The sequence below is a fragment of the Streptomyces sp. NPDC127117 genome, assembly GCF_042677325.1.
Lineage (GTDB): Bacteria > Actinomycetota > Actinomycetes > Streptomycetales > Streptomycetaceae > Streptomyces.
On record NZ_JBHXTM010000052.1, the window covers coordinates 20063 to 34866 of the forward strand.

Genomic DNA, 14804 nt, shown 5'->3' on the forward strand with positions numbered 1-14804 from the left:
GCCTCCCCACCACCCAAACCCCTGTGGATGGATCGCACAAGAGTGCCCCTTCGGAGCGGAAATACGGTTGCGCCCATGCCGTCGGAGCGCCGAGCATGCCCCGTATGCACCACACGGGGGAGTACCGATGAGCGCACGACTGCGTGGCATCGCAACGGAGACCGAGGCCATCGTCGAGGCCGGCCGCTACCGCACAGCGGACGGGCGCGAGGTGAGCATCGAGCGCGCCCTGACCACCGCACTCTCGGGCACCAGGCTGTACGGCCCCGAGCCGGTGCCGGTCGCCGCGCTCGACTCCGACCGCACCACGGCCGTCGAGGTCACCGGCGAGAGCAGCCTGCGGGCGGCACACCGGATGACCGGCGAGGACCCCGGCAAGGTCGCCGTCCTGAACTACGCCTCCGCCCGTAACCCCGGCGGCGGATACCTCAACGGCGCCCAGGCCCAGGAAGAGGCGCTGTGCCGGGGCTCCGCCCTGTACGCCACCCTGCTGCGCGCCCCCGACTACTACGCCCACCACCGCGACGAACGCAGCGCCTTCTACACCGACCGGGTGATTCACTCACCGGGCGTGCCGGTGTTCCGCGACGACCGCGGGCGGCTGCTCGACGCCCCGTACACCGTGGGTTTCCTCACCTCCCCGGCGCCCAACGCCGGAGTCATCCGCAGCCGCACTCCCGAGGAGGCCCACCGCATCCCCGCCGCGCTCGCGTCCCGGGCGGAACGGGTGCTGGAGGTCGCGGCGGTGCGCGGGTACCGCAGGCTGGTGCTGGGCGCCTGGGGCTGCGGGGTGTTCCGCAACGATCCGGCGCAGGTGGCCCGGGCGTTCAGGGCGCTGCTCCTGGACGGCGGCAGATTCGCCGGGCACTTCGAGCAGATCGTCTTCGGCATCCTCGACCGCAGCCCCGCCGCCACCACCCGGACCGCCTTCGACCGGACGTTCGGCGAGGGCCCGGGGCCCTACTTCCAGTCGTAGCGCTCCCGCAGCCGGCCGGCGACCAGGTCGAACCTGTCCCGGTCCAGCGCGCACGCCTCACGCCGCATCCCGTCCTCGTGCACCCGCAGGACCCGGTCCAGATCGACCCACGACGGACGGCCGGAGCTGTCCCAGGGGCCCGCCCCGAGCGCCACCCACTCGCGGTCGAGGTCGTGCTGCTTGCTGGAGAGCTGCACGGCGAGCAGCGTGCCCGCCTCCTCGCGGGCCACCACCAGGACCGGACGGTCCTTGCCGCGTCCGTCCCTCTCCTCGAACGGCACCCACGTCCAGACGATCTCTCCCGGGTCGGGGTCGCCGTCCCGGTCGGGGGCGTACGAGGTGCGGACCGGCCCCACGTCGCGCGGGTCGGCCTCCGAAGTGGCGGTCGGGCCGGTGCGGCCGGGGAAGTCCCCAGAGGTGCCGATGCTGTCGTCACGGTGCTGGATGGTCATCCCCACACCGTAGGACCTGTACGGACGAATCCGTGGAGCGGGGCCGGTGCGCGCCGGGATCGGGGGCACGCCGGCCACGCGGGCCGGTCCGGTCAGGAAGGTGAGCCGTCCTCCTGATCACCCGTCACCGGAATCCGCTGCTTCTGCGGCGAGGGCGCAGCCGCCGGAGCCACCCCGTTCACCCGCGGCGCAGGTTCGGCCGGGCCGCTCTGGCCCATCGTCGCGAGCAACTGCCGGGCCAGCCCCAGACCCGTACCGCCCATCGTCAGCGCCTTGGCGAACATGTCCGACATGCCGTCGGCCCCGTTCAGCAGCACCATGTGATCCACACTGCCGAAGGCCCCCGCGCCCGCCTGGACGATCTCCGGCCACTTCTCGGCCAGCTGCTGGGCGACGACCGCCTCCTGATTCTCCGCCAGGGCCGCGGCCCGCGCCTTGATCGCCTCGGCCTCGGCAAGACCCTTGGCGCGGGCCGCCTCCGCCAGCGCCAGCCCCTTGGCCTGGGCGGCGGCGGCCTCCGCCTCACCCGTCGCCCTGGTCGCCGTAGCGGACGCCGCGCCGCGCGCCTTCGTCGCCTCGGCCTCCGCGAGCGCCGCCGTCTTCACGCGGTTGGCCTCCGCGACCGCGGCGAGCTCCGTCTCCCGCGCCTGCGCCTCGGCGGCCGAGATCCGGGCGTCGCGCTCACCCTCGGCCAGGGTGCGCTTCTCGTACGCCCGGGCATCGGCGGGCTTGCGGACATCGGCCTGGAGCTGCTGCTCGCGCCGCTGGGCCTCCAGCTCGGCGACCCGGGTCTCCTGGACCACCACCTCCTGCCGGGCCGCCGCGTCGGCCAGCGGGCCCGCCTGCCGGGAGCTGGCCGCCGCCTTGTCGCGCTCGGCCTGGTATCCGGCCTGCAGGATCTCGCTGTCCCGGGTCGCCTCGGACATCCGGGCGGCGGCCTGCTGCTCCGCCTCGGTGGCCAGCCGGTTGGCCTCGGCCTGCGCGATCCGGGCGTCCCGCTGCACGGCCGCCGCGTGCGGCATCGCCAGATTCTTGATGTAGCCCGTCGGGTCCTCGATCTCATGGATCTGCAGCGAATCGACGATGAGCCCGAGCTTCTCCATCTCGGTGCCGCACGCGGCCCGGGTCTGCCCGGTGAGCTTCTCCCGGTCCCGGATCATGTCCTCGACCGTCAACCCGCCCACGATGGACCGCAGATGACCGGCGAACACGTTGTGCACCCGCTCCGACATCAGCTTCTGCTGATCCAGGAAGCGCCGGGCCGCATTGGCGATCGACACGAAATCGTCGCCCACCTTGAAGATGACAACGCCCCGCACCCGCAGCCAAATCCCCTGATGCGTGACGCAATCGACCGACAGCTCGGTCTCGTTGAGATCCAGGGACATCTTCCGCACGGCCTGGACCCCGGGCAGGACCAGAGTGCCGTGACCGGTGACGATCCGGAACCCCATGCCCTGCCCCAGGCCCTCGGTCTTGTGCTTGGAACCCGGGATGACCAGTGCCTCGTTCGGCTCGGCCACTCGCCACATCAGTTTGAACAGGCCGAACAACACCATGATGGCGGCGAGTGCGAGACCCGCCGTGACGCCGATGACCATCGGCATGCGCCCCCTTGTCGCGGCACCCCGTCGGCACCGCTGAACACCGGGGAATCTTCTCCTGCTCGCCACGGCGCAGAAGACGCGTGCGGATCCTTGCCGAATTCTTGACGACGAAAGCCGTCAAGATGTCCCCCGCGCGGGCATCAACTCCCGTATGCGGGGGCCACATAGACCGTGCGCGGCGGCAGATGCTCGATCACCGTCACCACCGTGCCCACCTCGATACGCTCCTTCGCGGAGGCCGGATGAGCGAGAAAGTGCTCGGCGCCGCCCCGGATCCGTACCATCACCTCGCCGACCAGTCCCGGCCCCACCGTGCCGGTCACCCGGCCGACCAGCCCCACCATCGAGGATTCATCCATGCCCCGGAGCGTACCCACGCGGAACGGGTCTGGAAGACTGCCCGACGCCATGAGCCAGTTACCGAACCAGCCCGCCCAACGCCCCGTCCCCACCAGCGCCGATGTCGCACGGCTCGCCGGAGTCTCCAGGGCCACCGTCTCGTACGTGCTGAACAACAGCCCCACCGTGCGGATCAGCGAGTCCACCCGCCGCCGGGTCAGGGAAGCCGCCACCGAACTGGGTTACGTCCCGCACGCCGCGGCCCGCAGCCTGCGCGCCGGACACACCCGGATGGTGTTGCTGCCCACCGTGGCCTTTCCCACCGGCCCGCTCCACCACAGGTTCTTCCACGAACTGGAGTCGGGGCTGCGCCGCCTCGACTACACCGTCGTCCAGTACGGCAGCACCGGCCTGGACCCCGACGACGCGCCCCGCGTCTGGGCCGAACTGCGTCCCGTCGCCGTGATCGCCCCCGGCACGATTCCCCTCACCCCGCAGGGGACGACCCTGCTCAGGCGATCCGGGGCCAAGGCCGTGATCACCCTCGGCCCCCGGCCGGTGCCCGGCGCCCACGCACTGGTCATGGACCAGCGGGAGGTCGGCAGCTGCGCGGTGGGCCTGCTGCTGGAGCGAGGCCGGCGCCGGATCGGTGTGGTCATGCCCGAGGAGAGCGGCCTCGCCCTGTTCGCCGAACCCCGGCTGACCGGTGCCCGGGAGGCCGCCCAGCCCCACGGGGCCCGGATCGAACCACTGCCGCTGCGGTACGACGAGGAGTCGGCCGCCCGGCTCGCGGACCGCTGGCGCACCCTGGACCTCGACGCCGTGTTCGCCTACAACGACGAATACGCGATGCTCCTGATGCGGGCCCTTCAGGACGCGGGCATCGATGTGCCCCGCGAGACCGCCGTGGTCGGTGCCGACGATCTGATGCTGGGCAGGCTGCTGCGGCCCCGGCTCAGTACCGTACGGATGGAACTGGCCACGGCCCAGCCGCTGGCGGACCTCGTCGACCGGCTGGTGCGGCACCCCGGCGGTGCCCCCGAACACCACGACCTGCTGCGGGTCGGGGCGGTCGGGCGCGAATCCGCCTGAGGCGTCGGGGCCGGGCGCGGCGGCCGGACCGCACCGTGCGCCAGCGCGGCAACGTGCGCGCCGCCCGCCGCATGCCTAGCGTCATGACCATGAGCCATCCGCAGAGTTACGAGATCCTGCTGGTCCCGAGCTTCGCCGAGGACGCCACCGCCGACGCCGACGAGCGCGACACCGCCGAATCCGATGCCGCCGAGCCCGATGACGTCGAGCCCGGCGGGGCCATCCGCTCGGCCGTCGTGTCGGCGACCGGTGAGACGGGGGCCTCGGGTTACCCCCGGTACTCCGGCGAGGGCATCGTCGCGGACATCGACCCCGAGACGCACACGGTGGAGGCCCTGCTGGTCGACGGCGCCGAGCTGTCCTACGGCCTCTCGGCGCGGATCCAGGAGAGGGACGCCGAAGCCGGAACCGACACGGACCGCTGAGGCCGCACCGGCGCTCCCGGACCGGGCCCCGGACACGACGAGCCGGACACGGTGAGGGGCCCGGCCCGACCGGCCGGGCCCCTCACCCACGAGAAGAACGCGGGAAGCACGCGGAACGCGGAAACCACAGGGAGCGCAAGAAGCTCCGGCAGCGTACGGCGCCTACTGCTCGCCCTTCTGCTGCTCCTCGATGGACTTGCGGACCTCGTCCATGTCCAGCTTCCGGGCCTGCCCGATCACATCCTCCAACGCCGCCTCGGGCAGCGCTCCGGGCTGTGCGAACACCGCCACGTTCTCCCGGACGATCATCAGCGTGGGGATGGAACGGATCTCGAAGGCCGCCGCCAGCTCCTGCTGAGCCTCCGTGTCGACCTTGGCGAAGACCAGGTCGTCGTGGCGCTCCGAAGCCGCGTCGTAGACCGGCGCGAACTGCCGGCACGGGCCGCACCAGGAAGCCCAGAAGTCGATCAGGACGAAGTCGTTGTCGCTGACGACCTGATCGAAGTTTTCCTTGGTGAGCTCAACGGTGCTCATTGTCTGTACCTCTTCCTGTGCCCGCTCGGATCTGTCCGAACAACGGTGCCTGCACTTGCGCTATTCCGCCTGCCCATGTGGCCGCCGCGCACACCCACGACCAGACTGTCCCCCATGACAGATCCTGCACTGAACGCCGAGTACGACGTCGTGGTCATCGGAGCCGGTCCGGTGGGCGAGAACGTCGCCGACCGGGCCCGCGCCGCCGGGCTCAGCACCGCGGTCGTCGAGGCGGAGCTCATCGGCGGCGAATGCTCCTACTGGGCGTGCATGCCCAGCAAGGCCCTGCTGCGCCCGGTGGTCGCCCGCGCGGACGCCCGCCGCGTCCCGGGCCTCAGCGGCGCCGTGCAGGGGCCGCTGGACACCGCGGCGGTCCTCGCCCACCGGGACGAGTACGCATCGCACTGGAAGGACGACGGACAGGTCGCCTGGCTGGAGGGCATCGGGGCGGACATCTACCGGGGCCGGGGCAGGCTCACCGGTACGAAGACGGTCTCCGTCACCGCGCCCGACGGCACCGAACACCGGCTCACCGCCCGCCACGCCGTCGCCGTCTGCACCGGCAGCCGCGCCGTCGTACCCGACCTGCCCGGCATCGACGGGGCCCGCCCCTGGACCAGCCGGGAGGCGACCAGCGCCAAGAAGGTGCCCGGCCGCCTCGTGATCGTCGGCGGCGGCGTGGTCGGTGTGGAGATGGCCACCGTCTGGCAGGCCCTCGGCGCCCGGGTGACGATGCTGGTCCGCGGCAAGGGCCTGCTGCCGAAGATGGAGCCCTTCGCCGGTGAACTGGTCGGGCAGGCGCTCACCGAGGCGGGCGCCGGCATCCGCACCGGGGTCTCGGTCGCCGCCGTGCGCCGCGCGGTCCCGGACGGCCCGGTCACCGTGGAACTGGACGGCGGCGAACAGATCGAGGCCGACGAGATCCTCTTCGCCACCGGCCGGGCCCCGCGCACCGACGACCTCGGACTGGAGACAGTGGGCCTGGAGCCCGGCACCTGGCTCACCGTCGACGACAGCTGCCGAGTGGACGGCACCACCTGGCTCTACGCCGTCGGCGACGTCAACCACCGGGCGCTCCTCACCCACCAGGGCAAGTACCAGGCGCGCATCGCGGGCGCCGCGATCGCCGCCCGCGCCGCCGGCGTACCGCTGCTGGAGACCGGCCGCTGGGGCGCCCACGCCGCCACCGCGGACCACGCGGCCGTCCCCCAGGTCGTCTTCACCGACCCGGAGGCCGCCTCGGTCGGCCTCACCCTCGCCGAGGCCGAACGGGCCGGCCACCGGGTCCGCGCCGTCGACCAGGACCTCGCCGCGGTGGCCGGATCCGGCCTTTACGCGGACGGATACCGGGGCCGCGCCCGCATGATCGTGGACCTCGACCGGGAGACCCTGCTCGGCGTCACCTTCGTGGGCCCGGGAATCGGCGAGCTGCTGCACTCGGCGACGATCGCGGTCGCGGGTGAGGTCCCCATCGACCGCCTGTGGCACGCCGTTCCCGCGTACCCGACGATCAGCGAGGTCTGGTTGCGACTGCTGGAGGCCTACCGGGACGCGTAGGCCCGCACGGCCGAGGGCGGCGGCTCGGTGTACGGGCGCCGGGCCGCTCGGACACCCCCTCGGCCGTGACCTTTGCGGACTTCGTCCAGCAGATCCGGGACCGGCCGTCCCGGGGCGGCCGTGCGGTCAGGCCGGTGGCCGGAGACCGCTGGTGGTGACCCGCACATGGTCGACGACGAGCTGCTGCGGGAATGAGGTGCTGCCGTCGGGGTCGCCCGGCCAGTAGCCGCCGACCGCGAGGTTGAGGATCAGGAAGAAGGGCTTGTCGAACACCCAGCTGTTGCCGCCCAGGTCGGCGGGCGTACGGCGCTGGTAGACGTTTCCGTCCACGGACCAGGTCACCGAGCCGGGAGCCCAGTCGATGGCGAAGGTGTGGAAGTCGTCGGCGAACGCCTGGCCGCCGGGCAGGGTGTACGCGGCGCCGATGCCGCCGGAGCCGGAGTAGCCCGGGCCGTGCAACGTGCCGTGGACCGTGGACGGTTCGAAGCCGACGTTCTCCATGATGTCGATCTCGCCCGAGTTCGGCCAGCCGACCTGACCGATGTCGTCGCCCAGCATCCAGAAGGCCGGCCACATGCCCTGCCCGCGCGGCACCTTCATCCTCGCCTCGACGTGACCGAACTTCTGGGTGAACTTGCCGGAGGTGTTCAGCCGCGCCGAGGTGTACTCACAAGTCCCGTACCAGCACTGGTAGTTGTTCGGGTTCTCGCGGCGCGCGGTGATGACCAGATGGCCCTGGCCGTCGAGTGCCGCGTTGCTGTTTCCGGCCGTGTAGAACTGCCGTTCATGGTTGTTGACGTTGTCGCCGGTCTCGATCTGCCACTTGGCACCGTCCACGGCGGAGCCCGCCGGGCCGTCGAAGTCGTCGGTGAAGGTGGCTGCCGATGTGCGGGGTCCGGGTGCGGGTGCTCCGGACGCGAGGGCGGAAGAGGCCGAGACGAGAGCGAGTGCGGAGAGCGTGGCCGCCAGCAGGCGGCGGGGGGAGGTCATGGGGGTTCCTTCCCGTGCGGAGTGGGGCGATCGAGTCTGTGTCATGGCTATGACAAAAACCCGTTGTGGGGGAGCAGGGAGAGGTCTTGGTTCTGTATGCGATTTAAGAAGTGAACCAAGGTGCTGTCAATACCTTGGTACGGACCACACTTCTTGCACCCAGCCATCACCGGCCCGCTCGGGCGCGCCCCCTCATGACACTGCACGCCACGGGTCTACAGACCGCAGTCGGGATTGACCCACAGCCGCTCGGCGCTGCGGGAATCGCTTCGAGGCCTATGCGCAATTCGGATCGGCCGGATCGGACGGCCGGATCAGACGGCGGGGTCGGGCGCGGGGGACAGCTGCTGCCCGCACCGCAGGTTCCACCGGCCGGAACGGCCGCTGAGCGCGGTCAGGGTCAGTGGGGCGACGTCCAGCCGCCAGAACGCCTCCACCGGCAGTGCGAGTGCCCCGACGGTCACCGCCCGCACCACCGCCGGCTCGACGACGGCCAGCACGCGGCGGACGCCGTCGTCCTCGGCGCATTCCAGCGTCTCCAGCCAGCGTCCGGCCCTGGAGCACAGTTCGAGCAGGGACTCGCCGCCGTGCGGAGCCGCGGAAGGGTCGGTCAGCCAGGCCGACACCGCCTCCGGCTCGGCCGCGCTCACCTCCGCCAGCCGCCGACCGCTCCACCGGCCGAGGTCCCAGCCATGGACGGCCGGTTCGGGCCCGGCCCGCAGCCCCAGCGCGTCGGCGGTACCGGCACATCGTTCGGACGTCCCGTGCAGATACCGGTCAGCGGCGGGCACCCCTGCCGCGACGGCCCCGGCCCGGCGGACCCCGGCCGCGTCCAGCGGCGCGTCACCGTCGAAACGGGCCTCGCGCAGCGCGGCGTTGAGCGCCGGTGAGATCAACATCACCTGAACTGCCATGACCCGATCAACTCCCTGAACTCTGGCCCCTCGGGTGCTCCCACCATGGCATCCGGGCGGTCGGGCCCGGTCACCGGCACCATGGCGGCACCTGTCCCCAAGCGGTATGGTCACGGCGAACATGACGTAGGTGTGACGGAAGTCCGGTGAGAATCCGGCACGGTCGCGCCACTGTGAACCCGTACCTGTGCGGGAAGTCAGACCCAGCACCCACGTCTCAGGCACCACGATCGGGACGCGTGTTCCCTCAGGAGGTTCTGCCATGGCACAGACTGCCGCCCCCGCCACCGCCGTACCGGCGATCACCCCCATCTCGCTGAAGGCCATCGCCCCTTGGGCGGTCTTCTTCGGCATCCTCATGCTCGTACTGCTGTACTTCGTCGGCGCCGAGCAGGGCGCCACCGCGGTCATCTCCGGCGAAGGTGTCCACGAGTGGGTCCACGACGGCCGCCACCTTCTCGGTTTCCCCTGCCACTGACGTACCGTCCGATCCTGGGGAAACCTCATGAACTCCATATCTGTCAGAGCCCTGCTCGTCCGCGGCATGCTGGCCGGCCTCGCCGCGGGCGCGCTCGCTCTGCTGGTCGCCTACTTCCTCGGTGAGTCGCGGGTGGACGCGGCCATCGCCCTGGAGGAAGCGCACAGCCACCACCATGACGGCGGCGAGGAACTCGTCAGCCGCACCATGCAGTCCACCGCAGGCCTCGCCACCGGCGTACTGGTCTTCGGCGTCGCCATCGGCGGCATCGCCGCCCTCGTCTTCTGTTACGCCCTCGGCCGGATCGGCAGATTCGGCCCGCGGGCCACGGCCGCGCTGATCGCGGGCGCGGCACTGCTGACGGTGTATGTCGTCCCGTTCCTGAAGTACCCGGCCAACCCGCCGGCCGTCGGCAACCCCGACACCATCGGCTCGCGTACCGCGCTGTTCTTCCTGATGGTCGCCCTCAGCGTGCTGCTGGCCGTCGCCGCCGTCATCCTCGGCAAACGGCTGGCGCCCCGCCTGGGCAACTGGAACGCGACGATCACGGCATCCGCCGCGTACGTCCTGGTGATCGGAGTCGCTTACGCGTTCCTGCCCTCGTACAACGAAGTCGGCAAGGACTTCCCGGCCTCCCTGCTCTGGGAGTTCCGGCTGAGCACCCTCGCCGTGCAGGCCACCCTCTGGGTGACCTTCGGGCTCCTCTTCGGCTGTCTGACGGACCGGCTGCTCGTGCCGAGGGCCGGAACCGTCACCACCGGGAGCGGCGGCGCGAACCGCACGGCCACCGCGGCCGGCTGACCGGCTCCACACGCGCGGCCGACGACCGGAACCCCGCCGGGACCTCCCGGCGGGGTTCCGGTGTTCCGCCCCGCACCGGCTCACTTCTCGGACCGCGGGCCCCAGTCGGTCCGGTAGTGCTTCAGCCGCTCGTCCTGCTTCTCCAGACGCATGCCGACGGCTTCCATGACGCGCTGGGACGCGATGTTGTCCAGGTCGGTGTCACCGTGCACACAACTCACCCCCTGCTCACGGGCGAACAGCAGCAGGGCACGCAATGCCTCGGAGGCGTAACCCATCCCCTGTGCCGAGGGGACGAGGCCGTAGCCGATCGTGACGCCCCCGTCCTCGTCCGGCGCGCCGTGGAATCCCATCCCGCCGATCACCAGTCCGTCCGTGCGGCGACGTATCTCGTACGAACAGAAGGGGCTCGGATCGCCGGTCGTCGCACAGGTCTCCAGGAAGCGCCCGGCCGCGGCCGTCTCCCCGGGGGACGGATAGCCGGGTGCCCAGCGGGCCCCGTCACCGGGCGTGCCCGAGACCACCCGCAGGGCGTCGGAGGCGTTCATCGGGCGGAGCAGGAGGCGAGGTGTCTCAAGGTCGGTCATGAGCGAGTGAAGTATCACGCGGGAAGGGCGGGCGGCATCCGAAATTCGGCCGGGCGGCCGCCGACGGCGTCGATGCCCATGTGCATGCGACGCCACGACGGCCGCCCGTGCCGTGCCCCGCCCGGACTCAGGCGCCCGACGGCCCCTGAGCGGACGCCGCGTCCGGAGCGAAGTCGAAGTCCCCGGAGAACGCCGCGGCCATCCGCAGATGACCGGCCGCCTCCGCACTTCGCCCCTGACGCTCAAGGGTGCGGCCGAGCATCAGCCGCGCGTAGTGCTCGACCGGGTCGCGCTCCAGCACCGCCCGCAGCTCCGTCTCGGCCTTGCCGAGCCGTGCCGAGTGGTAGTAGGTCCGGGCCAGCAGCAGACGCGGCGACACCTGCTCCGGGACCTCCTCGACCAGCCCCTCCAGGATCCGGGCCGCGGTCATGTACTCCTTGGCCTCGAAGAACATCTGCGCACGGTCCCAGCGGTCGGCAGCCGTGCCGAACTCGTAGTAGGTGTCGCTCACTTGACCTCCTCAGTCATGGACCGCGCCGGGGTGCCGCCCCGCTCCGTCCGACCGGTGGCCGAGCCGCTGCTCAACCACCCCGTGACTGCCCCAACGAGGCGTGGTGATTGAATATTCCACTAAATTATCGGCGTGGGTACCGGCACTGCCGGGCCCGCTCAGGAATAGGTTGAGCGCCATGAGCAATCTCGATCGCCAGGCCGCACTCTCCGTCTGCGGAGGACGGGGTTTTGTCGTCGCCGAGCCCGTACGCGAACTCCTCACCCCCCGCCATGTCCGGCTGGGCGAGTCCACCGAGGTTCGCAGACTGCTGCCCAACCTGGGCCGCCGGATGGTCGGCGCCTGGGCCTTCGTCGATCATTACGGTCCCGACGACATCGCGGACGAACCCGGTATGCAGGTGCCGCCGCACCCCCACATGGGCCTGCAGACGGTCAGCTGGCTGCACGACGGCGAGGTCCTGCACCGGGACAGCGTCGGCAGTCTGCGTACGATCCGCCCGCGCGAACTGGGGCTGATGACTTCCGGCCGGGCCATCAGCCACTCCGAGGAGAGCCCGAAGTCCCACGCGAGGTTTCTGCACGGCGCCCAGCTCTGGGTCGCGCTGCCGTCCGCCCACCGCCACGTCGAGCCCCACTTCCAGCACCACACCGACCTGCCCACCGTCTCCGCCCCGGGCCTCACCGCCACCCTGATCCTGGGCGAACTCGACGGCACCACCTCGCCCGGCACCGCGTACACCCCGATCGTCGGTGCCGACCTCGCCCTGACCGCCGGCGCCGAGGCCCGGCTGCCGCTCGACCCGGACTTCGAGTACGCCGTGCTCTCCATGTCCGGCCAGGCCGAGGTCGACGGGGTGCCCGTGCAGCCCGGCTCCATGCTCTACCTCGGCTGTGGCCGCACCGAACTCCCGTTGCGCGCGGACAGCGACGCGGGCCTCATGCTCCTCGGCGGCGAGCCCTTCGAGGAGGAGATCGTCATGTGGTGGAACTTCATCGGCCGGTCCCACGAGGAGATCGAGGAGGCCAGGCGGGCCTGGATGGAGACCTCTCGCTTCGGCGAGGTCCACGGCTACGACGGTGCCCGATTGGCCGCCCCTGCACTCCCGCCCGGACCCCTCAAGCCGCGTGGTCGGGTGCGTTGACGTGGCCTTTCGCGGGCGGCGCCGACTTTCGATTCAGCGAGCCGGCGCCGCCCGCGGCACCTCGCCGAGCGGCATCGAATGCGCTGGCCGCCGGTGGTGTGCAGGCACCCCCGAGAGTTGTGGGTGCGGCCGTCTGCGGCAGGGTCCTTTCGGATGGATGACGACCCAGCGCCGACCGTTCTGATAGATAGTCAGCTTCTGGTGTCGGGGTTGCGGCTTCCGCCTGGCTGCCATCGTGATCGCTTCGCGGCCTGGGGGCTCTCAGTCCTCCGAGCCGGCTACGACATGCGGAAGTGGCTGGACGGCCCGGGCAAGTACATCGGCTACGGTGTGCAGCCACCTCGGATCCACCGCGTCCTGCCGCGCCTCGTCGCCAACGGCTGGGCGGAGTTCGAGGTCGACCCCCGCGACGGCGAACCCGACGCCAGGATCCACCAGCTCACCGACGCCGGCCGTGACGAGCTCAGGTCCACGGTCTGCCGGTGGGACAGCAGGCCGGCGATGGCACTGATGGTGTCGCTCATGTGCTCGTGGCGGCCGAGGCGGCGGGTCGGTGCCCGCCAGTTCTTGAGATGCGGGATGCCGCGCTCGACCCGGATCCGACGTGAGGAGTGTGCCTTGTGCGGTTGGTGGGATGCAGCGGCACCTGCCCGAGGCGGTCCCGGGCTACTGGTCGGCAGAAGTGATCCGACGGCCCGTGAGACTCGTGGGCCGGATCGACACCCACATCTCGCGCTTCCCGCCCGCCCATGGTCTGGTGTGGGCGTCTTGGGCGAGCCTGCGCACGGCGTCGGGATCCGTCACGCTGCTGGCAAGGCCGACGGCGAGTACGCTCCAGCCCTGGCTCAGGGCATCGTCCACGTGGTCGACCTCGAAGGCGACCTCCTTGTCCGCAGCCGCCGCGGGCACGGAGCCCGGCGCCGTCCGGAAGACGATGGCGCCGTCGATGACCTCGTAGTTGACCGGGACGACCGCTGGGCGGCCGTCGGACGCCGACACCGCGACGCGCCCCACACCGTGCGTGGAGAGCAGGGTGCGGCACTCTTCCGGGCCGAGGTCCTGTAGCTGAGGGTGCAGCAACGCATTTCCCTGGCCGGGTGGAAGATCGATGCCGCCGCCGCGCAGAGCGGCGACAGTGGTGCCCAGCGCGCCGGCCAGCCCGATGAGGGTTGCCAGGGTCGGGTCCGCGGGTTGTTCTTCCAGATAGGCGAGGTAGTTGAGCGATATCCGGGCGCGGCGGGCAGTTTCCTCCCGGGTGACCCCCTGCCTTCGGCGCTCGGCGGCCACGCGCCGGCCGATGTCACCTGCGTTGGCTGCCCCGCTCGGTGAGACAGCCGGCGACACAACCCCGGCCTGACCCGTGCCTGGCTGCGAATCGCGTGCGGCCCCGGGCTGTCCGTGCTCCAGGTGGCGGATGTGTGCGTCGGGCCCGGGGAAGACGAGTGTCACCTCGTCCGTGTCCGACCAGCAGACGTCGTAAGGAGGCGTGCCGTCCCCGTGGTGCAGGCCGACGATCTCGCCGTCGCGCCTGGTGGCGCCGGTCGTCGGACTTTCGATGACGAGTTGGTCGCCGAGGTGAGCTCGCATGATCGTCGCCCTCTCCTCAGAATGCTGCTGTATCCAACTTGCCACGCGGGACTCACAGCCGCATGGCGCGAGAGGCCTGCGACGAGCTGCGCGACCCGAACCCGGAAGGCACCGCGCATCACAGACCGGTCGAGGAGCTCACGGCCCGGTCGGTCAGATCGCCGCCGGTCCGTGGCACGCCCGTGTCCGTCGGCCGGCAGCGCGGTTCGCGGGCAATGAGTGCCGTGGTCCCGGTGCCCAGCGCCACGTGCGCTTCTGTGCCGTTCCGTCGTCGTTCTCGAACGCGTGGGGATCCGCTTGCGGCGTACGCCGACAGATTCCTCGTCCTTCAGGCCGACGCCGGGCGCCGGAACCGCGACATGTACGGTCCCGGCGACTCACCGTCCCGAGCTTGTGCTGTCCATCGACCTGGCTACCGGCAACCACGTGGCAGCCGACAGTGTGGTCAGTTCCGGGTGGTCCTCTTCGTCGATCCGGACCCCTGTACGTTCGGACAGCAACTCGACCGGACCGAGGAAGCCGAGCGAATCGGGTTCGAGCACATCACGGAGCCTGTCGTTCGGTTCGACCTGAGTGAAGTCCGCGTCGGGGACGATCCAGGTGATCGACTCCTTGAGCACGGCCAGGGCCACAGAGCTGTCCAGGGGTTTCATCTGGCTGACAACTCCTCCGGTTTCTGCGGCAGTCGGTCGACCGCCGTGAGAGCGCTCGTCGGTGCGCAGGGCCTCGCGCGTCGCTTCCCGATAGGTCGTCCTCCGGCCGGAGGAAGCGCCCGGCCGGGCGGCGGGAGTTCGGGTCGCGGTCACGACC

Annotated in this window: 17 protein-coding genes; 7 read left to right on the forward strand and 10 right to left on the reverse strand. The window is 71.1% G+C overall.

The genetic code is table 11. From position 1 onward, the window contains the following. Positions 1-127: 127 nt before the first annotated feature. Positions 128-976 carry a TIGR02452 family protein gene (locus tag ACFVH0_RS32685; protein WP_385826178.1) on the forward strand — a complete coding sequence of 283 codons (849 nt, stop codon included), beginning with the start codon at positions 128-130 and terminating at the stop codon, positions 974-976. On the opposite strand, the gene ACFVH0_RS32690 is transcribed toward ACFVH0_RS32685, so the two are convergent. From ACFVH0_RS32690 to ACFVH0_RS32700, 3 genes are all read right to left on the reverse strand, one after another. After that, entirely contained in the window at positions 961-1428 is a 468-nt protein-coding gene (locus ACFVH0_RS32690) for a type II toxin-antitoxin system PemK/MazF family toxin (RefSeq protein ID WP_385826180.1), read from the reverse strand. The genes ACFVH0_RS32685 and ACFVH0_RS32690 overlap by 16 nt on opposite strands. A 92-nt stretch (positions 1429-1520) precedes the next feature. Continuing rightward, positions 1521-3035, reverse strand: coding sequence for a flotillin family protein (locus tag ACFVH0_RS32695; protein WP_385826182.1), 1515 nt, complete (start codon positions 3033-3035; stop codon positions 1521-1523). A gap of 140 nt (positions 3036-3175) precedes the next feature. Continuing rightward, a complete protein-coding gene (locus tag ACFVH0_RS32700) occupies positions 3176-3394 on the reverse strand; it encodes a hypothetical protein (protein WP_266686978.1) in 219 nt (72 codons plus the stop codon). Positions 3395-3443: 49 nt separating this feature from the next. On the opposite strand from ACFVH0_RS32700, the gene ACFVH0_RS32705 reads away from it, so the two are divergent. Both ACFVH0_RS32705 and ACFVH0_RS32710 read left to right on the forward strand, forming a co-directional pair. Continuing rightward, positions 3444-4466, forward strand: a complete 1023-nt coding sequence (locus tag ACFVH0_RS32705; RefSeq protein WP_385826184.1) for a LacI family DNA-binding transcriptional regulator — start codon at positions 3444-3446, stop codon at positions 4464-4466. Between the two features lie 89 nt (positions 4467-4555). Beyond that, positions 4556-4891, forward strand: coding sequence for a hypothetical protein (locus ACFVH0_RS32710; protein WP_385826186.1), 336 nt, complete (start codon positions 4556-4558; stop codon positions 4889-4891). 162 nt (positions 4892-5053) lie between these two features. Here ACFVH0_RS32710 and trxA read toward each other — a convergent pair whose 3' ends face one another. Beyond that, entirely contained in the window at positions 5054-5425 is a 372-nt protein-coding gene (gene trxA, locus ACFVH0_RS32715) for a thioredoxin (RefSeq protein WP_266686973.1), read from the reverse strand. Between the two features lie 114 nt (positions 5426-5539). Between trxA and ACFVH0_RS32720 the strand changes: the two genes are divergently transcribed. Beyond that, on the forward strand, positions 5540-6982 hold the full coding sequence (locus tag ACFVH0_RS32720; protein ID WP_385826188.1) for a dihydrolipoyl dehydrogenase family protein: 1443 nt from the start codon (positions 5540-5542) through the stop codon (positions 6980-6982). 126 nt (positions 6983-7108) lie between these two features. Here ACFVH0_RS32720 and ACFVH0_RS32725 read toward each other — a convergent pair whose 3' ends face one another. Both ACFVH0_RS32725 and ACFVH0_RS32730 read right to left on the reverse strand, forming a co-directional pair. After that, entirely contained in the window at positions 7109-7972 is an 864-nt protein-coding gene (locus ACFVH0_RS32725) for a family 16 glycosylhydrolase (protein ID WP_385826190.1), read from the reverse strand. Positions 7973-8286: 314 nt separating this feature from the next. Then, a complete protein-coding gene (locus ACFVH0_RS32730) occupies positions 8287-8886 on the reverse strand; it encodes a histidine phosphatase family protein (RefSeq protein ID WP_385826192.1) in 600 nt (199 codons plus the stop codon). A gap of 262 nt (positions 8887-9148) precedes the next feature. Between ACFVH0_RS32730 and ACFVH0_RS32735 the strand changes: the two genes are divergently transcribed. Both ACFVH0_RS32735 and ACFVH0_RS32740 read left to right on the forward strand, forming a co-directional pair. Then, the gene (locus tag ACFVH0_RS32735) at positions 9149-9364 is read left to right on the forward strand and encodes a CbtB-domain containing protein (RefSeq protein WP_124720415.1); all 216 of its coding nucleotides are present in this window, start codon (positions 9149-9151) and stop codon (positions 9362-9364) included. A 27-nt stretch (positions 9365-9391) separates the two neighbouring features. Further along, a complete protein-coding gene (locus tag ACFVH0_RS32740) occupies positions 9392-10165 on the forward strand; it encodes a CbtA family protein (protein WP_385826194.1) in 774 nt (257 codons plus the stop codon). Between the two features lie 80 nt (positions 10166-10245). Here the strand turns inward: ACFVH0_RS32740 and ACFVH0_RS32745 are convergent, their stop codons facing one another. Both ACFVH0_RS32745 and ACFVH0_RS32750 read right to left on the reverse strand, forming a co-directional pair. Further along, positions 10246-10752 (reverse strand): GNAT family N-acetyltransferase, encoded by a 507-nt coding sequence (locus ACFVH0_RS32745; protein WP_385826196.1) that lies wholly within the window; start codon positions 10750-10752, stop codon positions 10246-10248. 127 nt (positions 10753-10879) lie between these two features. Continuing rightward, the gene (locus tag ACFVH0_RS32750) at positions 10880-11263 is read right to left on the reverse strand and encodes a tetratricopeptide repeat protein (RefSeq protein WP_385826198.1); all 384 of its coding nucleotides are present in this window, start codon (positions 11261-11263) and stop codon (positions 10880-10882) included. A 178-nt stretch (positions 11264-11441) separates the two neighbouring features. Here ACFVH0_RS32750 and ACFVH0_RS32755 point away from each other — a divergent pair, with 178 nt between their 5' ends. Next, the gene (locus ACFVH0_RS32755; protein WP_385826200.1) at positions 11442-12407 is read left to right on the forward strand and encodes a pirin family protein; all 966 of its coding nucleotides are present in this window, start codon (positions 11442-11444) and stop codon (positions 12405-12407) included. Positions 12408-13073: 666 nt separating this feature from the next. Here ACFVH0_RS32755 and ACFVH0_RS32760 read toward each other — a convergent pair. After that, positions 13074-13994, reverse strand: coding sequence for a pyridoxamine 5'-phosphate oxidase family protein (locus ACFVH0_RS32760; RefSeq protein WP_385826202.1), 921 nt, complete (start codon positions 13992-13994; stop codon positions 13074-13076). 377 nt (positions 13995-14371) lie between these two features. Further along, positions 14372-14800: a hypothetical protein gene (locus ACFVH0_RS32765; protein ID WP_385826204.1), complete on the reverse strand. Its 429-nt coding sequence runs from the start codon at positions 14798-14800 to the stop codon at positions 14372-14374. Positions 14801-14804: the final 4 nt, after the last annotated feature.